This window comes from Salipiger pentaromativorans, assembly GCF_024721115.1.
In the GTDB taxonomy this organism is placed as follows: Bacteria; Pseudomonadota; Alphaproteobacteria; order Rhodobacterales; family Rhodobacteraceae; genus Salipiger; species Salipiger pentaromativorans.
Map to the genome: position 1 here is coordinate 42487 of NZ_JAMDHK010000009.1, position 23303 is coordinate 65789.

General features: G+C 66.7%; 27 protein-coding genes and 1 tRNA gene. 17 read left to right on the forward strand and 11 right to left on the reverse strand.

Going from position 1 to position 23303, the window contains the following annotated elements:
- The first annotated feature begins 125 nt into the window (after positions 1-125).
- Positions 126-1703 carry a beta-1,6-N-acetylglucosaminyltransferase gene (locus M4578_RS14470; RefSeq protein WP_258093997.1) on the forward strand — a complete coding sequence of 526 codons (1578 nt, stop codon included), beginning with the start codon at positions 126-128 and terminating at the stop codon, positions 1701-1703.
- A 7-nt stretch (positions 1704-1710) separates the two neighbouring features.
- Positions 1711-2079, forward strand: a complete 369-nt coding sequence (locus M4578_RS14475; protein WP_258093998.1) for an HIT domain-containing protein — start codon at positions 1711-1713, stop codon at positions 2077-2079.
- Between the two features lie 166 nt (positions 2080-2245).
- On the opposite strand, the gene M4578_RS14480 is transcribed toward M4578_RS14475, so the two are convergent.
- Positions 2246-3172 (reverse strand): ABC transporter ATP-binding protein, encoded by a 927-nt coding sequence (locus M4578_RS14480; protein WP_258093999.1) that lies wholly within the window; start codon positions 3170-3172, stop codon positions 2246-2248.
- A 74-nt stretch (positions 3173-3246) separates the two neighbouring features.
- Here M4578_RS14480 and M4578_RS14485 point away from each other — a divergent pair, with 74 nt between their 5' ends.
- From M4578_RS14485 to M4578_RS14500, 4 genes are read left to right on the forward strand one after another with little or no spacing between them, the layout of a single operon-like run.
- Positions 3247-3426, forward strand: a complete 180-nt coding sequence (locus M4578_RS14485) for a zinc-finger domain-containing protein (protein ID WP_258094000.1) — start codon at positions 3247-3249, stop codon at positions 3424-3426.
- A 53-nt stretch (positions 3427-3479) separates the two neighbouring features.
- Positions 3480-4406 (forward strand): AEC family transporter, encoded by a 927-nt coding sequence (locus M4578_RS14490; RefSeq protein ID WP_258094001.1) that lies wholly within the window; start codon positions 3480-3482, stop codon positions 4404-4406.
- Complete coding sequence (locus M4578_RS14495; protein WP_258094002.1) at positions 4403-4855, forward strand: YaiI/YqxD family protein; 453 nt, start codon at positions 4403-4405, stop codon at positions 4853-4855. Before M4578_RS14490 ends, M4578_RS14495 begins: the two co-directional genes overlap by 4 nt.
- A 2-nt stretch (positions 4856-4857) precedes the next feature.
- On the forward strand, positions 4858-5478 hold the full coding sequence (locus M4578_RS14500) for an HAD family hydrolase (protein WP_258094003.1): 621 nt from the start codon (positions 4858-4860) through the stop codon (positions 5476-5478).
- 24 nt (positions 5479-5502) lie between these two features.
- On the opposite strand, the gene M4578_RS14505 is transcribed toward M4578_RS14500, so the two are convergent.
- Positions 5503-6747 (reverse strand): MFS transporter, encoded by a 1245-nt coding sequence (locus tag M4578_RS14505; RefSeq protein WP_258094004.1) that lies wholly within the window; start codon positions 6745-6747, stop codon positions 5503-5505.
- Between the two features lie 146 nt (positions 6748-6893).
- Here M4578_RS14505 and zapE point away from each other — a divergent pair, with 146 nt between their 5' ends.
- Positions 6894-7958, forward strand: coding sequence for a cell division protein ZapE (gene zapE, locus M4578_RS14510; RefSeq protein ID WP_258094005.1), 1065 nt, complete (start codon positions 6894-6896; stop codon positions 7956-7958).
- A 417-nt stretch (positions 7959-8375) separates the two neighbouring features.
- On the opposite strand, the gene M4578_RS14515 is transcribed toward zapE, so the two are convergent.
- The 5 genes from M4578_RS14515 to M4578_RS14535 form a co-directional block, all read right to left on the reverse strand.
- A complete protein-coding gene (locus M4578_RS14515; RefSeq protein WP_258094006.1) occupies positions 8376-8975 on the reverse strand; it encodes a LysM peptidoglycan-binding domain-containing protein in 600 nt (199 codons plus the stop codon).
- Positions 8976-9006: 31 nt separating this feature from the next.
- Positions 9007-9585, reverse strand: coding sequence for a rhodanese-like domain-containing protein (locus M4578_RS14520; protein WP_258094007.1), 579 nt, complete (start codon positions 9583-9585; stop codon positions 9007-9009).
- A gap of 137 nt (positions 9586-9722) precedes the next feature.
- Positions 9723-10997, reverse strand: coding sequence for a bifunctional folylpolyglutamate synthase/dihydrofolate synthase (locus M4578_RS14525; RefSeq protein WP_258094008.1), 1275 nt, complete (start codon positions 10995-10997; stop codon positions 9723-9725).
- A complete protein-coding gene (gene accD, locus M4578_RS14530) occupies positions 10994-11899 on the reverse strand; it encodes an acetyl-CoA carboxylase, carboxyltransferase subunit beta (protein WP_258094009.1) in 906 nt (301 codons plus the stop codon). The genes M4578_RS14525 and accD overlap by 4 nt, the downstream gene beginning before the upstream one ends.
- A gap of 71 nt (positions 11900-11970) precedes the next feature.
- Positions 11971-12858, reverse strand: coding sequence for a CPBP family intramembrane glutamic endopeptidase (locus M4578_RS14535; protein WP_258094010.1), 888 nt, complete (start codon positions 12856-12858; stop codon positions 11971-11973).
- 240 nt (positions 12859-13098) lie between these two features.
- On the opposite strand from M4578_RS14535, the gene M4578_RS14540 reads away from it, so the two are divergent.
- From M4578_RS14540 to M4578_RS14555, 4 genes are all read left to right on the forward strand, one after another.
- Positions 13099-13854, forward strand: coding sequence for a dihydroxy-acid dehydratase (locus tag M4578_RS14540; protein ID WP_258094011.1), 756 nt, complete (start codon positions 13099-13101; stop codon positions 13852-13854).
- Between the two features lie 69 nt (positions 13855-13923).
- On the forward strand, positions 13924-14697 hold the full coding sequence (locus M4578_RS14545; RefSeq protein ID WP_258094012.1) for a DUF6478 family protein: 774 nt from the start codon (positions 13924-13926) through the stop codon (positions 14695-14697).
- A 15-nt stretch (positions 14698-14712) separates the two neighbouring features.
- The gene (locus M4578_RS14550; protein WP_258094013.1) at positions 14713-15090 is read left to right on the forward strand and encodes a hypothetical protein; all 378 of its coding nucleotides are present in this window, start codon (positions 14713-14715) and stop codon (positions 15088-15090) included.
- A 99-nt stretch (positions 15091-15189) separates the two neighbouring features.
- A complete protein-coding gene (locus tag M4578_RS14555; protein ID WP_258094014.1) occupies positions 15190-16101 on the forward strand; it encodes a DMT family transporter in 912 nt (303 codons plus the stop codon).
- Positions 16102-16113: 12 nt separating this feature from the next.
- On the opposite strand, the gene M4578_RS14560 is transcribed toward M4578_RS14555, so the two are convergent.
- A complete protein-coding gene (locus M4578_RS14560) occupies positions 16114-16611 on the reverse strand; it encodes a Hint domain-containing protein (protein WP_258094015.1) in 498 nt (165 codons plus the stop codon).
- 136 nt (positions 16612-16747) lie between these two features.
- Between M4578_RS14560 and M4578_RS14565 the strand changes: the two genes are divergently transcribed.
- The 3 genes from M4578_RS14565 to M4578_RS14575 all read left to right on the forward strand — a co-directional run bounded on the left by M4578_RS14565 (position 16748) and on the right by M4578_RS14575 (position 18001).
- Positions 16748-16832 (forward strand) — tRNA-Leu (locus M4578_RS14565).
- 231 nt (positions 16833-17063) lie between these two features.
- Positions 17064-17306 (forward strand): hypothetical protein, encoded by a 243-nt coding sequence (locus M4578_RS14570; RefSeq protein ID WP_258094016.1) that lies wholly within the window; start codon positions 17064-17066, stop codon positions 17304-17306.
- A 353-nt stretch (positions 17307-17659) separates the two neighbouring features.
- Positions 17660-18001, forward strand: a complete 342-nt coding sequence (locus M4578_RS14575) for a DUF2794 domain-containing protein (RefSeq protein WP_258094017.1) — start codon at positions 17660-17662, stop codon at positions 17999-18001.
- A gap of 30 nt (positions 18002-18031) precedes the next feature.
- On the opposite strand, the gene speB is transcribed toward M4578_RS14575, so the two are convergent.
- The 3 genes from speB to M4578_RS14590 form a co-directional block, all read right to left on the reverse strand.
- Positions 18032-19009 carry an agmatinase gene (speB, locus tag M4578_RS14580; protein ID WP_258094018.1) on the reverse strand — a complete coding sequence of 326 codons (978 nt, stop codon included), beginning with the start codon at positions 19007-19009 and terminating at the stop codon, positions 18032-18034.
- Between the two features lie 71 nt (positions 19010-19080).
- Positions 19081-19785, reverse strand: coding sequence for a DUF599 domain-containing protein (locus M4578_RS14585; RefSeq protein ID WP_258094019.1), 705 nt, complete (start codon positions 19783-19785; stop codon positions 19081-19083).
- A 4-nt stretch (positions 19786-19789) separates the two neighbouring features.
- Entirely contained in the window at positions 19790-20200 is a 411-nt protein-coding gene (locus tag M4578_RS14590) for a CopD family protein (RefSeq protein ID WP_258094020.1), read from the reverse strand.
- 121 nt (positions 20201-20321) lie between these two features.
- Here M4578_RS14590 and M4578_RS14595 point away from each other — a divergent pair, with 121 nt between their 5' ends.
- The 3 genes from M4578_RS14595 (at position 20322) to M4578_RS14605 (ending at position 23294) form a co-directional block, all read left to right on the forward strand.
- Entirely contained in the window at positions 20322-21764 is a 1443-nt protein-coding gene (locus tag M4578_RS14595) for an FAD-linked oxidase C-terminal domain-containing protein (protein ID WP_258094021.1), read from the forward strand.
- Positions 21765-21834: 70 nt separating this feature from the next.
- Positions 21835-22944 (forward strand): FAD-binding protein, encoded by a 1110-nt coding sequence (locus tag M4578_RS14600; protein WP_258094022.1) that lies wholly within the window; start codon positions 21835-21837, stop codon positions 22942-22944.
- Positions 22941-23294, forward strand: a complete 354-nt coding sequence (locus M4578_RS14605; RefSeq protein WP_258094023.1) for a hypothetical protein — start codon at positions 22941-22943, stop codon at positions 23292-23294. Before M4578_RS14600 ends, M4578_RS14605 begins: the two co-directional genes overlap by 4 nt.
- The last annotated feature ends 9 nt before the right edge of the window (positions 23295-23303 follow it).

Below are 23303 nucleotides of genomic sequence, written 5' to 3' on the forward strand. Positions count from 1 at the left end.
GCGCACCCTTGTCTTGTCGCGGGCGCGTGCAGGTGCAAAAAAGCAGAAGAACCCGGTTTCTTCAACGCCCGTTGATGGCTATCAACCTGAACAATTAGGCGAAAATGGGGCGGATTGTTTCCTGAATGGCGAAAATTGCCTTCATCCTTTTGTGTCACAAGGACCCTGACGCCATCATCAAGCAGGCGCAGAGCCTGACGGCCGTGGGCGATTACATGTCCATCCATTTCGATGCGCGCGCGCCGCAATCGGCCTATGACAAGATCCGCAAGGCGCTTGCCGACAACCCCAATGTCGCCTTTGCCAAACGCCGCATCAAATGCGGCTGGGGGGCGTGGAGTCTGGTGCAGGCGACGCTGAACGCGGTCGAGGCGGCGGTAGAGGCCTTTCCGCGCGCGACGCATTTCTACATGCTGTCTGGCGATTGCATGGCGATCAAATCGGCGGAATACGCGCATGAGTTCCTCGACCGGCGCGACGTCGATTACATCGAGAGCTTCGATTTCTTCAAATCCGACTGGATCAAGACCGGCTGGAAGGAAGAGCGGCTGATCTATCGCCACTGGTTCAACGAGCGGACGCAGAAGAAACGGTTCTACGCCATGTTCCGGCTTCAGCGGCGTCTGGGGATCACACGGCGAATCCCCGAGGACATCGAGGTGATGATCGGCTCGCAATGGTGGTGCCTGCGCCGGCGGACCATCGAATGGATCCTCGAGTTCTGCAAGCGCCGCCCCGATGTGATGCGCTTTTTCCGCACCACCTGGATTCCCGACGAGACGTTCTTCCAGACCCTGGTGCGCCATCTGGTGCCCGAGCAGGAGATCGAGAGCCGGACGCTCACCTTCCTGATGTTCACCGATTACGGCATGCCGGTGGTCTTTCACAACGACCATTACGACCTGCTGTTGAGCCAGGATTTCCTGTTCGCGCGCAAGATCAGCCCGGATGCGAAGGAACTGAAGCGGCGGCTGGGGGTGCTGTATTCCTCGGAAGGGGCGCGGTTCCAGATTTCCAACGAAGGGCGGTCGCTGTTCAAGTTCCTCACCGGCCGGGGGCGGATCGGCCGCCGGTTCGCTCCGCGCTTCTGGGAAACCGAAAGCTCGCTGGGGCGCGAGCGCGAGCTGCTCATCGTGGTCTGCAAGAAATGGCACGTGGCCAAGCGGCTGCTCGAACGCATGCGGCAGGTGACCGACATTCCCTGCATCGACTATCTGTTCAACGAGGAAAGCTGTCCGCTGCCCGATCTCGGCGGGATCCAGTCGACCATGGGCAAGCGGCACCGTCACCGGCGGGCGCTGATGCGGATGCTGTTCGATTATTTCGAAAGCGACCGGCTGGTCATCTGCCTCGATCCGTCGAATCTGGAGCTGATGGAGGATTTCGTGCGCGACCGCTCGGTCACCCGGCTGCTCGAGATCGAATGCCGGTTCTCCGACAGCTATCTGATCGGCCACGCGATGCGCGTGGGGCTGGCGGGCGACCGCACGCCACGCGAGACGCTGAACCGCTTGCTGCCGACGATCCGCAACGACATGATGCACGAGAGCGACCGCATCCGCGACGCGCATTTCGAAAATCACCTGCGGCTGCGCGAAATCGACCCGCCCGCGACCAACGCCAAAGCGATTTCCGTCTTCCTCGGGCTGCCCGAGGACAAGGCGCTGGAGATCGCGGAAACCGACTACCTGTTCGCCGACTGAGGATAGAATGGCCTATATTTACGACGACGAGAACATCTTCGCGAAGATCCTGCGCGGAGAGATCCCCAATGATACGGTGCTGGAGACCGAGCACAGCCTCGCCTTCAACGACATCCGTCCGCAGGCGCCGTTGCATGTGCTGGTGATCCCCAAGGGGAAATACGTGAATTACGACGATTTCGCCCGCAATGCCTCGGATGCGGAGATCCTCGACTATACCCGCGCCATCGGCACGGTCTGCGAGATGTCGGGGGTGGAGGCCGACGGGTTCCGCATGATCGCCAACGCCGGCATGCATGGCGTGCAGGAGGTGCCGCATCTGCATGTGCATATTCTGGGCGGCCGCACGCTGGGCCGGATGCTGAACCCGGCCTGATCCAACGGCGCGGCCGCTGGCCGCACAGGTTTTCTCTCCGCCGCCCCCGGGGCGGCGGATCGGCGCCTCTGGCGGCGTGACGGGTTTGCCGGGTGCTGCGCCGGTGCGGGTGTTGTGACGCCTCCGGCGGGAGTATTTTCGGGAAAGATGAAAGGGCCGGTCCGGGTCAGGCGGCGGGCGTGCTGCGGGTGAGTTCGAGGAACACATCCTCGAGATCGGCCTGTTCCGTGCGCACGTCGCGGATGCGGATGCCGGCGCCGCGCACCAGTTCCAGAACCTCCTCGGCGGCGGTCTGCGAGGCGTGATAGCTGAGCGCGATGAGCCCGCCCTCGCGCCGCTCGGCGCTGATGCCGGGGGCCTGCGGCAGGATGTCGGGGGGGCTTTCGGGCTGGATCACCATGGTCTTGGCGTCGAGCTGGCCGAGCAGGTTGCGGGTGCTGTCGCGGGCCACCACCGCGCCCTGGTCGATGATGGCGATCTCGTCGCACATCTCCTCGGCCTCTTCGAGATAATGGGTGGTGAGGATGATGGTCATGCCGCGCTCGCGGTTGAGCTTGCGGACATTGGCCCAGAGCATCTGGCGCAGCTCGATATCGACGCCTGCGGTGGGCTCGTCGAGCACCAGGATATGAGGGGCGTGCACCAGCGCCTTGCCGAGCAGAAGCCGGCGGCGCATGCCGCCGCTCAGGGTGCGGGCATAGGCTTCGGCCTTGTCGGACAGCCCCACCATGCCGAGGATCTCGTCGCTGCGGCGCAGGCGCTTGGGCACGCCGTAGAGCCCCGCCTGCACCTCGAGCGCCTGACGCGGGGTGAAAAACGGATCGAGGTTCAGCTCCTGCGGCATGATCCCGATGGCGGCGCGGGACTGGCGCGGGTTGCGGTCTTGGTCCCAGCCCCAGATCGTCACCTTGCCTGCGCTTTTCACCACCAGACCGGCCAGGATGTTGATCAGGGTCGATTTGCCCGCGCCGTTCGGCCCGAGCAGGCCGAAGATCGAACCGGTCGGAACCGTCAGGTCCACCCCCTTCAACGCCTGCTTGCCGCCTGCGTAGGTCTTGCGCAGCCCTTCGATCCGGATCGCGTCGCCTGTCATGCCGAGCCTTGCCCCTGTGCTGTTCTTCGCTCATAACGCAGGTAGTGCAGCTCTGGCGAAAAGGGAACCGCAGGATGACCACCGAAGCCCCGGAGATCAAGATCGTCGACAGCCACCGAATCGCCTGCGACGGCGGCGAGGGCGCGCTGGGCCATCCCCGGGTCTGGCTGAACATCCCGCACGACAAGGGCTATGTCGAATGCCCCTATTGCGACGCGAAATACATCCACCGCGATTTCGAAGGCAAGGTCTGAGCCCCGCCTCCCGGGCCGGGTGATGCGGGCCCGCCCTCAGCCGACTGGGTGACATGCTTGCCATCTTCCTCAAGACCGTTCCGTTCTTTGCCCTGATCGGCCTCGGTTATGGCGCCGGGCGCACGCGGTTCTTTCCCGAAGAGGCCACCGCGGCGCTGACGAAATTCGTCTTCTATTTCGCGCTCTCGGCGATGCTGTTCCGCTTCTCCGCGACGCTGTCGATTTCCGAGATCTTCGACGCGCGGCTGGCCTCGGCCTATCTTTGGGGCAGCCTGGCGGTCTATGCCATCGGCACCGCGGTCGCCTTTGCCCGGCGGCTCGACGTGCAGACGGCGGCCATCGAGGCGCAATGCGCCTGTACCGGCAATACCGGTTTTCTCGGGGTGCCGATGCTGGCGCTGCTGTTCGGGCCCGAGGCCGTCGGCTCGATCATCCTGGTGCTTTGCATCGACCTGATCGTGTTCTCGTCGCTGCTGGTGATCCTGGTGACCGGGGCGCGCGAAGGACGCATGTCGCTGGGGATCTTCCGCATCGTGGGGGTGGGGCTGCTCAAGAACCCGATGATCGTCTCGATCTCGGCCGGGCTGGTCGTGTCGTCGCTGAACCTGCCGCTGCCCGATGTGCTGACCGAATTCCTGACCATCCTCGGCAATGCCGCGACGCCCTGCGCACTCTTCGCCATCGGCGCCTCGCTGGCCTCGAAATCCGCCGAGCGGATCGCGGTGTCGGGCTGGCTGAGCTTTGCCAAGCTCGTCCTGCACCCGCTTTTCGTCGCCGCGGGCGTCTATCTGTTCTTCCCGGTGACGCCCTTCCAGGCCGCCGTGGTGGTGTCGGCCGCGGCGCTTCCGGTGGCGGGCAACGTGTTCATCCTGGCGCAGCATTACGGCGTGGCGCCGCAGCGGGTGTCGGCCGCGATCCTGATCTCGACCACCGCCAGCATCTTCACCGTCAGCGCCGTGATCGCGCTGGTGAGCCCATGACCGCGCTTTACGTCGATGCCGACGCCTGCCCGGTCAAGACCGAGGCGGAGCGGGTCGCCACCCGGCACGGTGTCCGGCTTTACCTGGTGTCAAACGGCGGGCTGCGGCCGCCGGCCAATCCGCTGGTCGAGACGGTGATCGTGCCCGAGGGGCCGGATGTTGCCGATATGTGGATCGCCGAGCGCTGCGGTCCCGGCGATGTGGTGGTGACCGGAGACATTCCGCTGGCGGCGAAATGCGTGGCCACGGGGGCGCGGGTGCTGCGACACAACGGCGAGCGCTTTACCGAGGCCAATATCGGTCAGCAGCTTGCCATGCGCGATCTGATGGCGGATCTGCGCGCTGCCAATCCGCTGGGCCAGGGCGGCGGTGGCAGGGCCTTTACAAAGGCGGATCGCTCGCGCTTTCTGGATGCGCTCGAACGCGAGATGAGGCAGGCAAAGAGGTAGGCATGGGCATCGAAGCGGTGGTCTTCGACATCGGGAACGTGCTGATCGAATGGCAGCCCGAACGCTATTACGACCGGACAATCGGAGAGGACCGGCGTCGTGCGATGTTTGCGGAGGTCGATCTGCATGGCATGAACGAGCGGGTCGATGCCGGTGAGGATTTCCGAGAGGTGATCTATGACACCGCCGAAACATACCCCGGCTGGCGCGACGAGATCCGGCAATGGCACGACAACTGGATCGAGCTTGCCGCGCCGGAGATCCCCGGTTCGGTCCGGCTGTTGCGGGCGCTGCGCGGGCAGGGGATTCCGGTGTTCGCGCTCAGCAATATCGGTGAGGGCACGCTGGCGCTGGGGCGGGGCGCCTACCCGTTCCTGTCGGAATTCGACCGGGAGTATATTTCCGGCGCGATGAAGGTGACCAAACCCAACCCGCGCATCTATGAGCTGGTCGAGGCCGATTGCGGTCTGGCACCGGAAACGCTGCTCTTTGCCGACGACCGCGCCGAGAATATCGCCGCCGCCGAGGCCCGGGGCTGGCAGGGGCATCAGTTTCGCGACGCGAAGGGCTGGGCCGACTGTCTTGTGTCCTACGGGCTGTTGCCCGAGGGCATTGCGGTCTGAGCCCGCCCGGTCGGGTGGCAGAGGTCAGGCGAGCGCGGGCGCCGGTGTGCGGTCTTCCCGAACCGGCAGGTGGACGATGGCGCTGAGCGCGCCGACACCGACGCCGATCCACCAGACCAGCGTGTAATCGCCGTGGATGTCATACATCCGCCCGCCCAGCCAGACGCCCAAAAAGCCGCCAAGCTGGTGCGAGAAGAAGACGATGCCATACAGCGTGCCCATGTAGCGCAGCCCGTAGATATGCGCCACCAGCCCCGAGGTGAGCGGCACGGTGGCCAGCCAGAGCGACCCCATGGCGACCGAGAACACGATCACCGAAAGCGGCGTGATCGGCAGCATGATGAAGAGCCCGGCGGCGATGGTCCGCGCGGTGTAGATGCCCGCTAGGAGGTATTTCTTGGGCCATCGCTTGCCGGCCCAGCCCGCCGTCAGCGTGCCGGCGATATTGGCCATGCCGATCAGCCCGATCGACACCGCCCCCAGCGCCGAGGTGCTGGTGATGCCGATGTCGTGCAGCAGTCCGCCGGGCAGGATCGGGCCGCACATCTCGGTCACGAAGGCGGGGAAATGCGCGGTGATGAAGGCAAGCTGATAGCCGCAGGAGAAAAAGCCCAGAAAGATCAGCGCAAAGGACGGGTCGCGCGCCGCGCGCAGCAGGATGGTGCCCAGGCTCTCCTCCAGCTCGGCCCGGCTGGCGGGCTGCACCGGAGCGCGCATCAGCGGCAGGGCGGCCAGCATTGCCAGGATCGCAGCGGCAAAGATCAGGAACACGGTCTGCCACGGGAACATGCCCAGCATCCATTCCGCAAGCGGCGCGCCAAAGATCTGTCCGGCGCTGCCCGCCGCCGTGGCGATGGCCAGCGACATCGAGCGGTTCTCGTCCGAGGCGGCGCGGCCCACGACGGCAAGGATCACGCCAAAGCCCGTGCCCGCGATGCCGAAGCCTACCAGCACCTCGTTGAGCTGTAGCGCGCCGGGGGTGACCGACTGGCTCGACAGCACCAGACCCACCGCATAGGTCAGCGCGCCCAGCACGATGGCTTTGCGGTCGCCGATCTTTTCCGCCATGGCGCCGAACAGAGGCTGGCCAATGCCCCAGGCAAGGTTCTGGATTGCGATGGCCAGCGAAAACTCGGTTCGCATCCAGCCGAACTCTTCGGCAATCGGGATCTGGAAGACGCCAAAGCTCGCCCGCACGGCGAAGGACACCAGAATGATGAAACACCCCACGATGAGCACGGGGGTGAAGATGCTGGGTTGTTTGTCCATCGGTGCGGCTCCTGTTCCGGCGGCAAGTTGGGCGGCTGGGCCGGTGGCGTCAATTCGAGAAATGTAACCGTTACAATCATCTTTGCCGGCACGGGCAGAGCGTATCGCCTCTACACAAACCGCCGCAGCCGCGTTATGCGGCCCTTATGACCACGCTGATCGACCTCTATGACGAACAGGTCGCCGAAGGGCGGCTGCTGCGCGACCCCGCTCAGGAAGAAGCGCTGCCCGAGCTCGAGCGCATCCGCGCCGCGCTGGCGCAGCCGGTAAAGAAGGGCCTGTTCCGAAAGGCGCCGGAGCCGCCCAGGGGGCTTTATCTCTGGGGCGGCGTCGGGCGCGGCAAGTCGATGCTGATGGATCTCTTTGTCGAAAGCCTTGCTGTGCCGGTCAGGCGGGTGCATTTCCACGCCTTCATGCAGGAGATGCAGTCGGAACTGCACCGGCTGCGGGGCGAGGGGGTCGAGGATCCGGTCAAGCCGATGGCAAAGGCGGTCAGCGACGCGGTGAAGGTGCTGGCCTTCGACGAGATGCAGATCACCGACATCGCCGATGCGATGCTGGTGGGGCGACTGTTCGAACAGCTCTTCGCCGCCGGGACCGTGGTGGTGACCACATCGAACCGGGTGCCCGATGCGCTTTACAAGGATGGTCTGAACCGGCAGCTCTTCCTGCCCTTCATCGCGCTGATCAAGGAGCGGCTGACGGTGCGCGAGCTGGCCTCGGAGCGTGACCACAGGCAGGACCGGCTGAAAGGCGCGCGGGTCTATTTCACCCCGGTGGATGCCGCCGCGCGGGCCGAGATCAACCGCGTCTGGCAGGAGCTGACGCATGATCGCGAAGAGGTGCTAGTGCTGCATGTGAAGGGCCGCAAGGTCGAACTGCCGCGCTACTGGAACGGCGTCGCGCGGGCCTCGTTCTACGATCTCTGCGGGCAGCCGCTGGGGCCGGCGGATTACCTTGCGATGGCCGATGCGCTACGGCTTCTGGTGATCGAGAACATCCCGCGTCTGGGGCGCAGCAACTTCAACGAGGCCAAGCGCTTCGTCACGCTGATCGACGCGCTTTACGAGGCCAAGGTCAAGCTGATCGCCAGTGCGGTGGATGTGCCAGAAAGCCTCTATATCGAAGGGCCGGGGGCCTTTGAATTCGAGCGGACGGCGAGCCGGTTGCAGGAGATGCAGGGCGCCGACTGGGGGCACCACCCGCTGTGAGAAAAAAGAAGGGTCCCGAAGGACCCTCAAGGCTGCTCGAATGGCGATTTTGCCTGTTTAGTGACTTTGGCACCGTTCCGATCCGCTGTGCAGGAGATCGGAATCCGGTTTTGCACCGGTATTTACGGTAAAACTGTCAGAAAGAGCGGCGCAGCGGCCGCAGATGCGAAGGACGATCCGGGACGGCAGCCGGATCATGGCTTTGCCCCCGTCGTTCCCACGGGGGTTTTCCCCGCAAGAGCCGTTTTCGTCCCCATTCCGTTGTCCCCCAAGCTCGCGCGCCGGGCCCAACCGGCGGAACGCTGCTCTTTGCTGAAGGATAGGGGGAACTGTGGCAAACCGTCAACATTTAGTAGCGGTTTCTAAAACTATGTTCGATTTTTCTTCCGGGCCCCATTGGTTGAAGCTGGCCGCTGCCTATCTGCTGGGCAGAATCAGCGTCTGGCCCGGGCGCAGATCGTCGGGACGGGCCAAAAGGGCCTGGTTCGCGGCGAAGAGCGGGCCCGTCATGTTCACATCCCCATAAAGCGCTTGCGCGATGCTCACGAGGCTGTCGCCCGCCTGTACGACATAGAGCTCGGGCAGCGTGGCCTTTGGTTCGGTTGCCGTGTCCGGCTGTGGGGCGGCTGCATCGGTGCCGGTTTCGCTCAGCGAGCGTTTGACGATGGTGTGCAGCAGGCTGCCGGGCTGGCCCGGCGCGGTGTCGTGACCGGTGGCGCTGTTGAGGTTGGACAGGGTCTGCCAGGTCATCTTGCGCAACGCGCTGTCGTCCAGCTCCGCCTGCCGAACGGGCGCTGCCACCGGTTTCGGCGCAGGCGCCACGGCAACGGGCACCGGCTCTGGCGCGGTCGCGGGCCTGAGGTCAGGCTCGGGCAGCGCGGCGAGCGCGGGATCGGCGCGGGTCACCGTGCCGTCGCGCGGATCGGGCAGGGCGTTGCGGCGCGCGCCGGGCTGGAAGGCGATCAGCGCGATGGTGATGGCCAGAAAGCCGATCCCGAGAAGCACCATACGGATCATGCGATCCTCCCCTTGCTGCCGTCTGTGCGGCTCACTGCCCCGCTGCGGTGCTGAGCCCCAGCGCCGTCCAGGCTTGTACGCCGCCCCGGTAGTATTTCAGTTTCCCGCCGGGATAACCCGCATCGAGCAGGCTGCGCAGCGCCTGCGGCGCGTCCGGCGAATCCGGCCCTCCGGCAAAGATCACAAGATCGAAGGCTTCCGAGAAATCGCCGCCGTGAACCCCCAGCGCCGCCAGCAGGTCGTCGCGATAGGGGTTGCCGGGCACAAGCGTCGCCGCCGGCACATTGACGGCGCCGGGAAGCGTGGCGGCGGCGAAACCGTCGGGCAGGCGTGCATCCACCAGAAGGCCGGTGCCCTTGGCGGCGACGGCGTCGAGAAAGGCCAGCACCTCGAGCTCGCCGATGGTGGCGATCTCGGGCGCGGCCTGCATCGGCTGCACGCAGGCGGGCGGGCAGGCCGCGCCCTCGCGGGTGATGCTGATTTCGGTGCCGTTGAGAAGGACGTGAAAGCCCGGGTCGTTGGCGGTGATGCGGCTTTGCTGGGACATTGCCGGGGCGGCGGCCAACACCGCGGCCAGCCCGAAACCGGTCAGGCGAACACCCTGCAACATCTGCTTTTCCTCATTACACCGGAACCAAAGGCACAACCGGACGTCTTATTTGCCGCAAAATATAGGCGATTGGACGAGAATCAGTCAATATGCAGGGGCCTGCCCTAAGGGGGAATTCCCGTCCCGATTCAGCGGTTTCAGCCGTTTTCGCGCAGCACATGCCCGGCGAGGTAGAGCGACCCGCAGATCAGCACACGCGCCGCAGGAGCCTTTGCGACGATCTGCGCAAGCGCCTCCGCAACCGACGCGGCGGTGCCCGTGGACAGCCCGACCGAGGCCGCGATCCCTGCGGTTTCTTCGGCGGGCAGGGTATTTGCCTCGCCCGGGATCGACACGGCGGTCAGGCTTTGCGCCCGTGCCGCGAGCGGCCGCAGGTAGCCGGTCACGTCCTTGGTGTTGAGCATGCCGCAGATCAGATGCGTGGGCCGGTCGGGCAGGGTTGCGAGATGTTTTGCCAGAGCTTCGCCCGCCGCCGGGTTGTGGCCGCCGTCGAGCCAGAGTTCGATGTCCGGGGCCATCTCCACCAGCGGCCCTTCGCGCAACCGCTGCATCCGGGCCGGCCATTCGGCGCGGGTCACGGCGGCCTCATACGCGGCCTCGCCGAGCCCCAGATGGCGCAGCGCCGCCAGCGCCGCGCCGGCGTTCTCGATCTGATGCGCGCCGGGCAGGTTGGGCAGCGGCAGATCCATCAGCCCGGTCTCGTCCTGAAACACCAGCCGGCCGCGCTCTTCCCAGGCGTGCCAGTGCTGGCCATGCGCCAGCAGCGGCGCCCCCAGCCGTGCCGCCCGCGCTTCGATCACCTCCATGGCCTCGTCGGGCTGCGGGCCGACCACGCAGGGCACGCCGCGCTTGAGGATTCCGGCTTTTTCCCCGGCGATCTCCGCCAGGGTCTCGCCCAGGAACTGCTGGTGATCGAGCGAGATCGGCGTGATCACCGTCAGTGCCGGTTTTTCGAACACATTGGTGGCGTCGAGCCGCCCGCCAAGCCCGGTTTCCATCAGCGTCACATCCGCCGGGGTCCGCGCAAAGGCGAGGAAGGCGGCGCAGGTGGTGATCTCGAAATAGGTGATGCTCTCGCCGCCATTGGCGGTCCAGCATTCGTCCAGCACCGCGCTCAGCGCGTCTTCCGAGATCAGCTTGCCCGCCACCCGGATGCGCTCGTGAAACCGCGCCAGATGTGGCGAGGTATAGGCGTGCACGCTCTTGCCCGCGCCCTCGTAGCCGGCACGGATCATCGCCAGGGTCGAGCCCTTGCCATTGGTGCCGGCCGCATGGATCACCGGCGGCAGCGCGCGCTCGGGGTGGCCGAGCGCGTCGAGCAGCCGCCAGACCCGATCCAGCGTCAGGTCGATGATCTTGGGATGGAGCGACATCATCCGTTGCAGGATGACGTCCGAGCCCTGCGCGCTCATTCCTTCGCCGGCGCCTCTTCGGCGGGCGGGGGCAGGTCGCCGGCCACGGCAGGCGGCAGACCCATCAGCATCCGGGTGATGGTGATCAGCTCGTCTCGCATCTGGCGGCGGTCGGTCACGCGGTCGAGCATGCCGTGCTCCAGCAGATATTCGGCGCGCTGGAAGCCCTCGGGCAGTTTTTCGCGGATCGTCTGTTCGATCACGCGGGGCCCGGCAAAGCAGATCAGCGCATTGGGCTCGGCGATCTGCACGTCGCCCAGCATGGCATAAGAGGCGGTGACCCCGCCGGTGGTCGGGTGGGTCAGCACGACGATATAGGGCAGCCCGGCCTCGCGCAGCATCTGCACGGCGACGGTGGTGCGCGGCATCTGCATCAGCGACAGGATGCCCTCCTGCATGCGCGCGCCGCCGGCGGCCGAGAACAGGATCAGCGGGCGCTTGAGCTTTCGTGCCTCTTCCGCCGCCTTGATGATGGCGTTGCCCACATACATCCCCATGGAGCCGCCCATGAAGGAGAAATCCTGCGCCGCGCAGACCACCGGGGTACGGCCGATCTCGCCGGTGGCGACGAGCATCGCCTCTTTCTCGCCGGTGGATTTCTGCGCCGCCTTCATGCGGTCGGGATATTTCTTCTGGTCGCGGAACTGGAGCGGATCGGCCAGCGGTTCGGGCACCTTGAGCTCTGCGAACACGCCGCCGTCGAACAGCGACTCGAACCGCGCGCGCGGCGAGATGTTCATGTGGTGGCCGCAGCTGGTGCAGACGCCCAGGTTGTCCGTCACCTCGCGGTGGAACAGCATGGTTCCGCAGCTATCGCATTTCGTCCACAGGTTCTCCGGCATCTCGCGGCGCGAGAAGATCGAGTTGATCCGGGGGCGGACGTAATTTGTGATCCAGTTCATGGCTTGCGCCCTTCGCGGCTCCGTGGTTGCGGCTGACTTATGCCCGGTTGCGACGAAATGCAATCGCGGGCTCAGACCCGCAGGACGATGCGCGCCGTGAGCCAGCTCAGGAAGACCGAGATCAGATCGAGCGGCAGCAGCGCGCGCACCGCCGCCTCGTCGGCGGGATCGAAGGGCAGCAGGAACAGCGCCAGCCCCGACATGAGCCCCTGCGGCGAGACGATGGCGATGGCCGCGAGGTTGTTGAGCAGATGCAGCGCGATCGCCGGGCCCAGCGTGCCCGCCCGCGCGGTCAGATCCGCGGCGGAGAGCCCGAAGGCGAAGGCCCAGAGCACCACCAGCCCGGCATTGCCGCCATAGACGCCTGGTGCCCAGTGCCCCAGCGCGAAAAGCGCCGAAGGGGCGATGAGCCAGACCGCCGGATGGTGCAGCCGCGCGGCGAGCTGCGATTGTAGATAGCCGCGGAACAGCAGCTCCTCGCTGCCGGTCTGGATCAGCAGCGCGGTCAGCGTCAGCGGCAGCAGCGTCAGCCAGCGCTCGGGGGCGAGCCCGGGCACCAGGGTTTCCGCCTGCGTCCAGGGCGGCAGCGCGGCGATCACGATATAAAGTACCGCAACCGCGGCGGCGACGCGCAGGAACTGCCGCAACGCAAGGGGCAGCGGGCCGAACAGGCTTGCCGGCGCGCGCCGGTGCAGCGTCTGCGCCGCGACCAGCGCGCCGATGCCCATGGTTCCGGCGTTGAACAGCAGCGCCAGCAGCCCCACCGGCGTTTCGCCCCGCTCCATCTGTGCGATCAGCGCCCAGTAGCTCTCGCGCGGCAGGACGAGGGCCGCCATCGCGATCACTCCCTGCCCAAGCCCGTAGGTCACCAGCATCGCCAGGATCAGCCCGAGCGCCAGACGCCAGAGCTCGGCGCCCCGGGCGGGCCGGGTCATCAGGTCGAAGGCGCGGTAAGACATCTGGGCGCTCCCCGAAGTCGCGGCGGGACGGGGCGGTGAAACCCCGGGCGGATGATGGGCACTTAGGGAATGGCGCCCTGTCCCGCAAGGTGTCCCTCTGCCCCGCCCGGCGGCTCTCACGCGCCTTCCGGGTCGCTCCCGCGTTCCGGCCAGACGCCAGGCGGGCAATAAATTCTTGTTTCACTGCAAGCGCTTCGCTATTCCGAAGATGTTGGGGAACGGGTGCAGGGGCTGCGAGCGATGAGGCGGAAGACGGGTCTGGCCGGGGTGATCGCGGTGTTCGGGCTGGCCGGGTGCCTGCAGACCGCGCCAGATACTGCCCCTCCGGACGAGGCCGCCGAGAACGGCGGCGGGCTTTTTGGCGGGCTCTTCGCGGCGGGCGGCGAACCGCCCGAGCCGCAGCGCCCCACACCGCTTGCGCGCGCCGATCTTGTGCGTGGCGATGTGGTGGTGGCGGGGCCCGAGGGCTATTGCGTCGATCCGGTGACGCTGGCACGGCGCGCCGGGCGGGATTTCGCGGTGATCGCCTCGTGCAACATCCTGTCGGGTGGCAAGGCGGGCATGTTCGTCGAACCGATGATCATGACCGTCACGGTGGGCGGCATCGACAGCGCGGCGGCCCTTCCGGCCCCCTCGGCGCTGGCGCTTCAGGCCGGGCAGGAGCTGATCGGCGGCAGCACCCGCGATGGGCTTGTCGCCGCGCAGCTTGCGGGCGGCGGCACCGAGGTGCTCGAGGATGGCGATCCGCGCTACTGGCGGGGCGCTTTTCTGCACAACGGGCGGATGATCGGCCTGGCGCTCTACGCGCCGCGCGGCAGCTTCCTGGCCGGTGCCGATGGCCGCGAGATGCTGCGCGCGGTGCAGACCCGCATTCTCCGTCTCAGCCCCGAGGCCGCGCCGCCGCGCCCGGAGGATGAGCAAACCGCGCCGCCTCCGGCCGCCGCTGCGGGAGACGGGCTGTTTGGACGTTTATTCGGCGCAAAGGATTTGCGATAACATTGGCAAAGACGGTCACCGGCGCAACGGCCGGGCCCAAGGACCGGCGACAGACCACGGGCGGAGCGAATGGCAGGCATCGGCAAGGGATGGATGGACCGCGTGTTCTCGGCGGCGATGCTGCGCCGCTGGAGCGTGGCGGCGCGCGACGCCGAAACCGCCGACCTGCGCCTGCTGCGCCGGCAGCGCGCCGCGGCGCGGCGGTTGAAGCAGCGCATCGACAAGCTGATCTTCATCGCCGATGGCCGTCTCGCCCTGCCGGTGGTCGGCAATCAGAGCTTTCCGCATCCGCCGGATGCCGACTGGACCTGGCGCCCCGAACCCTGGTGCGGCCCGTTGCCGGTCGCCGGCCTTGCCTCGGTGCCGTCGAAATCCATGCTGGGCAGCGACATCACCCTGTTCCACGATTGCGCCCAATCCGAGATCACGCTGCGCCAGATCCGCAATACGCGCGAAGCCGATCTCGCCGCCTACGGGCTGCGCCTCGACGTGCTGAAATTCGACGGATCCTATCTGTCGCTGGCCGTCGACCTGCCGCCGGAGGCGGGCGAGGGCCTCAAGCGCAAGCATCTGATCCGGGTGGATAGCATTGTCGAGATGGAGAAACCCATCGAGATCTTTGCGCGGCTCAATATCAAATACGGGCCCAATACCGAACAGATCGTGCGCGAGCTGCCGCTGCACGAAGACGAGATCCGGGTCGAATTCGATCTTGCCTATACCAAGCTCAACGAAAAGCGGATCGAGCGGATCTGGCTCGATCTGATCTTCGAGGGGCCGGAGATGAACGAGGTGATCCTGCGGGATCTGACCTTCAGCCGCCGCCCCCGGGCCGAGCTGTAACGGAGACGAGATGCCATGAGCGCCTATTCGCTGACCAAGACACGTTTTCGGGAAGGCATCTGGGAGGGGCTTCTGGCGGCCGAGGAGAAAGGCGCGCCGCCACCCGAGATTGTCGTCACGCTGAACGACATTCCGGTGCGCGGGGTTACCGTCGTGCAGGCCGGGGCCGAGGGGCGCTGGGCGGTCGAAGTGCCGGTGCCTGTCGAGGCGCTGGGCGACGGGGTGCAGACCTTTCTCATCTCCGATGCGGCAACGGACGAGAAACTCGAGAGCTTCGCGCTGATCGCGGGCGACGCGCTGGGCGATGACATCCGCGCCGAGATGTCGCTGTTGCGGGCCGAGCTGGACATGCTCAAGCGGGCTTTCCGCCGGCACTGCCTGGAGACGATGTAACCCGGGCCAGCCCTTGGGCATGGCGGGTTTGCGGCGCCGGGCGATTGCGCTTGCCGGCGTCACGGTCCAGTGTGGCGCGGTTGTCAGTCCGGAGCCATCATGACCCCTTTGCGCGGCATTGCGCTGAAGCTCACCTCTGTCGTTCTTTTCGTGATCATGTCGGCGCTGATCAAGGCCGCCTCCGACGTGCCGACCGGCGAGGCCGTGTTCTTCCGCTCGTTCTTTGCGCTGCCGGTGATCGTGATCTGGCTGCTCTGGCGCGGCGATCTCGCCACCGGGCTGCGGGTGCATCGGCCGGGCATGCATTTCCTGCGCGGCATCGTCGGCGTCTCGGCCATGGGGTGCAACTTTGCCGCGCTGGTGCTTCTGCCGCTGCCGGAGGTGACGGCGCTGGGCTATGCCGCCCCGCTGCTGACGGTGATCTTCGCCGCGATCCTGCTGGGCGAGAAGGTGCGGCTTTTCCGGATCTCGGCCGTGGGCACCGGGCTTCTGGGGGTGGGGCTGGTGATGTGGCCGCTGCTCACCGTGTCCGAGGTCAGCGACACGGTGCTGCTGGGGATCGGCTTTGTCATGGCCTCGGCGGTATTGCGCGCGCTGGTGCAGATCCATATCCGCCGCATGGTGAAGACCGAGCAGACCTCGGCCATCGTGTTCTATTTCTCGCTGACGGCGACGGTGCTCTCGCTGCTGACGCTGCCCTTCGGCTGGGTGCTGCCCTCGCCCCGGGACGCGGCGTTTCTGATCGCGGCGGGGCTGATCGGCGGTGTCGCGCAGATCTGTCTGACCTCGGGGTATCGCGGTGCCGAAGCCGCGCTTCTGGCGCCCTTCGACTATGCCTCGATCCTGTTCGCGATCCTGATCGGCTATGTGGCCTTTTCCGAGGTTCCCACACCGATGATGCTGCTGGGCTCGGGCGTCGTGGTGGCCTCGGGTGTCGCGATCATCCTGCGCGAACGCTATCTGGGGCTGAAGCGGTTCCGCGCCCGCCCCGGCATGACGCCGCAGGGCTGAGCGCGGCGCCGTTCAGGCCGACACGGTCGCCGGTGCGGCCGAGGCGAGTTCCAGCCCGTCGGCATAAAGGATATGCGGCGCGTCGAACTGCAATTCCAGCAGCTCGACCTCGCGGGTGCCGATCACGCGGATGAATTCGCCGTCGGCCAGCCGTTCTGCCGGGACCAGCGCCCGGGAGGCCCCGAACAGGGCCTTGGCGCGCCAGTCGCGAACCAGAATTTCCTGTCCTGCCGGCACGATCGCATCGGAGTCCGGCCGGGCGCTGCCCAGCGTGCCGGCGCGGATCGCCACCAGTTTGGCCTGCGCCTTGCGGCGGCGGATGCCCCGCAAGACGGCGGTGCCGCTGTCGCGGGTGATCACACGATCGCCGGGCGAGAGATATTCCACCGGCAAGGCGCCATCGAGCGTGAGCACCACCGTGCCCGCGACAAGCGCATTCAGAGAGTCGGATGACTCGACATGGCGCGCGGGAAGAGTCCCGTCATCGCGCCGGACCGTTTTCGGTTCCATGGGCGCCGTCCTGTTTGTTCTGCCTCGTTTATTATCTCCCACTGTACGGCAAGATTCGGTAAATGTCGCGCCATTTCTGGGCGGTATTTTCCGCTCGCCTTGGCCGCCCCGCTTTGCTAGGACATCGCGGCATTCAGCGGGTGTGGCGAAATTGGTAGACGCACCAGATTTAGGTTCTGGCGCCGCAAGGCGTGGGGGTTCAAGTCCCTCCACCCGCACCAACGTTCATCGCGCGATTGCGCGAAGGGCCACTTGAGGCCGGTTTCGGACCGCCAGTCATCCCCTCATCGCACCGGAGACGCGAACCGGATAAACGGCACAATCGCCATGCGTGTGCTGTCCGGCAGGGCTGAACGCAGCGCAACGGTTCGGACCCATCGTGAGCGGCGACGGGCAGCGGCACGGTCGGCGGGTTTTCCTGGGAGGCTGGTCGGGCGTCGGGCGTTGGCGATGTGGATGCGTCGGTGACGCTGGATCTGGCGGCGGACGGTGTTGTGGCGATGCTGTCGAGCTTCGGCGGCGCGGATCCGGCCTGGGCGCGGGGATCGGGGTTGAGCGGCACGACGTTCGAGGTCTACGCGCAGGAGGATATCAGCCTCGACGCCGAGATTGGCCATGGGGCCGAGACTGTCGTTTACTTTGCTTTCGACGGCTCCGGCGTGGTCTATGGCTACGACGCAAGCCTGTTTGTCTGACGAAGGTTGCGGTGAGCCGATGCCGACAGGTCCGAGTGAGGGTGTCCTTCGTCTGGGCGCAGGACTACGCTCTGAGCGGCTTGATCCAATCCAGCCTTCGGCGTGGAATGCGCGTTTGCCGGTCCTCGAGCAGCCGGATTCGCGGGCATGCCGGGCCTGTGGGGGTGTTTCCGGCTCAGTCTTGAACAACGCTCCAACCGCGCGACGCAGCCGGGCGATGACATCGGATTTCGGATAGGCCCGTTCGGCTGCCCGAGGCCCGTCGGTGACGGCGCTGCTCAGAATCGCCGCGGCGGGGCGTTTCCGACCATCAAACCCTTGATTTGCGCGCACAACGAGCGCAGCTTGAGAGCATGAACAGCCTTACACCTTTTCCGGGGGGCGGGCGCGGGGCCGAGGTCGTTGCGTTCCACCGGACGGAGCTGAATGTCATCCTGTCTCTTTACGGCCGCATGGTGGCGGCCGGCGAATGGCGCGATTACGGCATCTCCTCGCTTCGGGATATGGCGGTGTTTTCCGTGTTCCGGCGCACCGCAGAAAATCCGCTCTACCGCATCGAGAAGCGCCCCAAGCTGCGCAACCGGCAGGGGGAATATGCGGTCATCGGCATGGACGGGCAGGTGCTGAAACGCGGGCACGATCTGCGCACGGTGTTGCGCGTGCTCGAACGCAAGCTGATCCGCCCGGTGGAGTGACCGGAGGGGCGCCGCGCCGCAGGCGGGGGCTTACCCCGCCGTACCGGCCTTGCCGCTGCCGATCATGGCGCAGAGCAGTTCGAACATGATCGACACGCCCAGGAAGGCGGTTCCGCCGCTGGGGTCGAAGGGCGGCGAGACCTCGACCAGATCGGCACCGACAATCGTCAGCCCATCCAGCTCGCGCACCACCTGAAGCGCCTGATAGCTGTTCGGACCGCCCACCTCGGGCGTGCCGGTGCCGGGCGCAAAGGTCGGGTCCACGAAGTCGATGTCATAGCTCACATAGCAGGGGGCGCTGCCGACGATGTCGCGGGCCTCGGCCATCACATCGGCCACGCCGCGGGCATGGAATTCCTCGATGGGAATGATGCGGATGCCGTTGGCGGCGGCGAAGTCGCGATCCTCGCGGTCGTACATCGTGCCGCGGATGCCGATCTGCACCACATGTTTGGGATCGAGCAGCCCCTCTTCCACGGCGCGGCGGAACGGCGTGCCATGGGTATACATCGTGCCGCCGAAATAGGAGTGATAGAGGTCGGTGTGGCTGTCGAAATGCACCATGCCGAGCGCCGTGTCATGGCCAAGTGCGCGCAGCACGGGCAAGGAGGTCAGATGATCGCCCCCGGCGGTCAGCGGGCGCGTGCCATTGCGCATGAGCCGGCCGTAAAAGGCGGTGATCCGTTCCATGCTGTCGAGAATATCCGCCGGGTTCGGCCCGACATCGCCCAGATCGGCGCAGGCTCTGGTCTCGAAGGGGCGTAGCCCGGTCACCGGATGTTCGGCGCGGATCATGGTCGAGGCGTCGCGTAGCTGGCGCGGCCCGTGGCGGGGGCCCGGGCGGTTGGTGGTGCCGCTGTCCCAGGGCACGCCCACGATGCCGATCTCCACCTCTCCGAAACGCGCGTGGTCCGGCTCGATCAGCGGCAGACGCATGAAGCTGGGAATGCCCGCGTAGCGCGGCAGCTCGAAACCGGACACGGGATGAAAGAAGGGGGCGGTCGTCATGAGGCTTCCTTGCAGAGACAGCTTGCGCCGAGAGCAAAACTTTTGTCCGCGATTTGCAAGCGCTTTGCGGCCTATCGGTCTTCCGGCTCGCTTTGCAGCAGCACCACGCGCGACTGCGAGGCGAATTCGCGCCGCAGGATCACCGTCAGCGTCACCAGCGTGGCAAGGATCAGCGCCCCCGCGCCCAGCAGCCAGGCGGCCGACGCAATCCCGAAATAGACCACCCGCAGGCCGCGATTGTAGCTGCGCGCGGCGAGGATGTTCAGCTCTGCCGCCTTGGCGGCGCGGGCATAGGCGGTTTCGTCCGGGTCGTTGGGCACCGCGCCCATCATCACCGAGCAATAGCCGAACAGGCGGTTCGACCAGACGAATTTCAGAAAGGCGTTGGCGGCGAAGAGCAGGGTGAGCAGCAGCTTCACCTCCCAGACGATCACCGGCGCGTCGCCTGCCGCCAGATCGCCCGCCACGCCGCGTAGCTGATCGGCATTGCCGAGCAGCGCAAAGATCCCGCCGATGGCGATCATCGAGGCGGAGGCGAAGAAAGCGGTGCTCTGGCGCAGCGAGGCGACGATCTGGGAATCGAAGATGCGCGGCTGGCGGGTGACGAATTCACGCATCCAGAGCCGCCGGTAATGCGCCATCAGCCGCGACACCGAGGGCCGGCGCGCGGGCGGATGCTCGACCACCCAGGAACTGCCGAGCCAGGTGATCGCCAGAAACAGCGTCGCGGCCAGGTCGAGCGCGGTGAAATCGCCGAACTGATCGAGCCAGATCATGCGGTCAGAACGGTTTGACCACCACGACCCAGAGGATCGCGATGGCGCCGATCACGCTGACTTCGTTGAAGATACGCAGGAACAGCTCGGATTCCGCGAAGATGCCGCGCCGGGCGCGGATCACCAGCCGTCCGGTCCAGATGTAATGCACCGCCAGAAGCGCCACGAGCGCGATCTTGAGATGCACCCAGCCGGGCCAGCCCAGAAGCCAGGCCAGCCAGAGCCCGGTGGCGATGGCGATCACCGCGAGCCCTGCGGAAAACCGGTAGAGCCGGACGGTCAGATCGCCCAGCGGGCCGAATTCGCCCAGCCGCGTGTATTCGCGCTTCCAGTAGATCAGCGCGCGCGGCACCGCGAAGATGGAGGTCATCCATCCCATGACGCAGAGAATGTGTATGATCTTTACCCAATCCATACGGCAGTAGTGATCTGTTTTCCGCGCCAAGCGCAAGGTGGCGCGGGCGCGCAGGGGAAAAGCGCTGGCGGAATCGGGAAATTGGTTATATCACCTGACCAATTCTAGGGAGGATCGTCCGATGCAGATGCCGGAGCCCGATGCACGGGTGCTGTCGCGCAAGGCCCAGATCGTGGCGCGCCTGCGCGGCGTGCTGCCCGCCGACGCGGTGATCGAGGATGCGATGGAGACGCGCGCCTATGAGTGCGATGCGTTGACCGCCTATCGTTGCCCGCCGCTTTGCGCCGTGCTGCCCTCCTCCACCGAAGAGGTCGCGGCGGTTCTGACCATCTGCCACGAAGAGGGCGTCCCGGTGGTGCCGCGCGGCTCGGGCACCTCGCTGGCGGGGGGAGCGCTGCCCACGGCGGATTCGGTGATCCTGGGGGTGGCCCGGATGAACGCGGTGCTGGAAACCGATTATGCCAACCGCATCATCCGGGTGCAGACCGGCCGCACGAATCTGAGCGTGACCGGCGCGGTGGAGGAAGGGGATTTCTTCTACGCGCCCGACCCGTCGTCGCAGCTCGCCTGCGCCATCGCGGGCAATATCGCGATGAACTCGGGCGGGGCGCATTGCCTGAAATACGGCGTGACGACCAACAATCTGCTGGGCGTTACCATGGTGCTGATGGACGGCACGGTGGTGGAGCTGGGCGGCGCGCATCTGGATGCGGGCGGGCTGGACCTGCTGGGGGTGATCTGCGGCTCCGAGGGGCAGCTTGGCGTGGTGACCGAGGCCACGCTGCGCATCCTGCGCAAACCCGAGGGCGCGCGGCCGGTGCTGATGGGCTTCGCCGCGAACGAGGTGGCGGGGGAATGCGTGTCCGACATCATCAAGGCGGGCGTGCTGCCGGTGGCCATCGAGTTCATGGACCGGCCCTGTATCGAGGCGACCGAAGCCTTTGCCAAGGCCGGATATCCGATGTGCGAGGCGCTGCTGATCGTCGAAGTCGAGGGCTCGGAGGCGGAGATTGCCGAGCAACTCGGGCTGATCCTGCAGATCGCGCGCAGGCACAATCCGGTGGAGCTGCGCGAGGCGCGGGATGCGGATGAGGCGGCGCGGATCTGGCTGGGCCGCAAGAGCGCCTTCGGCGCCATGGGGCAGATCAACGACTACATGTGTCTGGACGGGACGATCCCGGTCTCGGCACTGCCGCAGGTGCTGCGGCGCATCGGCGAGATGTCGAAGGAATTCGGGCTGGACGTGGGAAATGTGTTCCATGCCGGCGACGGCAATATGCATCCGCTGATCCTGTTCGACGCGAACAAGCCCGGCGATCTGGAATTGTGCGAGCGCTTCGGTGCGGAGATCCTGAAACTCTGCGTCGAGGTCGGCGGTTGCCTGACCGGCGAGCACGGGGTGGGGATCGAGAAGCGGGATCTGATGACGGTGCAATACACTCCGGAGGATCTCGAGGTGCAGATGGCGGTGAAGGACGTGTTCGATCCGCAATGGCTGCTGAACCCCGCCAAGGTGTTTCCGCTGGCTGCCTCGGAGACGCGGCGCGCGGTGGCGGCGGAGTGAGAGTTTGGGGCGCTGCCCCGTCCCGGCCGGGGCCGGGACTCCCCGGGATATTTAAAGCCAATGGAAACGCATGAGACCTGAGACGGAAACCGAGCTGGCCGAGGCGATCAAGACGGCGCAGGGGCCGCTGCACGTGCGCGGCGGCGGTACGCGGGCAATCGGCCGGACGACCGGCGCCTTGCTGGAAACCGGCGGGCTGTCGGGGATCGTGCTGTACGAGCCCGGGGCGCTGACGCTGGTGGCACGCGCCGGCACGCCGCTGGCGGAGATCGAGGCGGCGCTGGAGGCCGAGGGGCAGCGGCTGCCCTTCGAGCCGATGGATCACCGCGCCCTGCTGGGCACCTCCGGCGCGCCGACGGTCGGCGGCATGGCGGCGGCCAATGTGTCGGGGCCGCGGCGGGTGCAGGCCGGGGCCTGCCGGGATTACATGCTGGGGGTGCGGTTCGTCGATGGCGCCGGGCGGATCCTGCGCAATGGCGGGCGGGTGATGAAGAACGTCACCGGCTACGATCTGGTCAAGCTGATGGCGGGAAGCTGGGGCACGCTGGGGGTGCTGACCGAGGTGGCCTTCAAGGTGCTGCCGAAACCCGAGGCGGTGGCGACAGTGCTGCTCGAGGGGCTGGAAATCGGGGGTGCCGTGACGGCGATGTCCGCGGCGCTGGGCTCGCCCTACGATCTGACCGGCGCGGCGCATCTGCCCGACGGGCCGGAGGGCACGCCGCGCACGCTGCTGCGGATCGAGGGGTTTTCGGACTCCGTCGGCTATCGCGCGGAGCGGCTTTGCGCGCAGTTCGCGGCGCGGGGACCGCGCGTCGAGACCGACCCGGAGCGCAATGCCGCGCTGTGGCGCGACCTGCGCGATGTGGCGCCGTTCCACGAGCGCGCGGGCGATGTCTGGCGGATCTCCTGCAAGCCCTCCGACGCGCCGGCGCTGGCGGCACGGCTGGGGGCCGAGGCGCTGCTGTTCGATTGGGGCGGCGGGCTGATCTGGGCACTGGTGCCCGAGGGGGGGGATGCGCGCGCGCGGCTGGGGGCCTTCGCGGGTCATGCCACGCTTGTGCGTGGCGCTGCGGCAGTGCCGGTGTTCCAGCCGGAACCGGCGCCGGTGGCGGCGCTGAGCGCTGGGTTGCGGGCGCGCTTCGACCCGCGCGGCATCCTGAACCCGGGGCTGATGGCATGACTGGCATGACGCGCGAAGCCTTTGTTCTCTTCACCCTCTGCTTCGTCGCGGGGCCGCTGCTGTTTGCGCTGCTGATGCGCTTCGGCCAGTCGCTCACCCTGCTTCTGGCGCTCGCGCTCGGCGTGGTGAGCGCGGTGCTTCTGGCGCTGCTGTTGCAGGACCGGGGCGCGCTGCTGGTTTCGCTGGGCATGCTCTGGCTCGCCTGGGTGCTGGCGGTGGCGATGGTGGCGCTGACGCTGCGCCGCCGCCTGCCGCCATCGGTCCCGCGCCGCTGGGTGATCATCGCCGGCCTTCTGGCCACCACGCTTCCCTGGTTCGGGCTTGCCACCGCCCGCTCCCTGCTGTCCTGAGACCTTTCC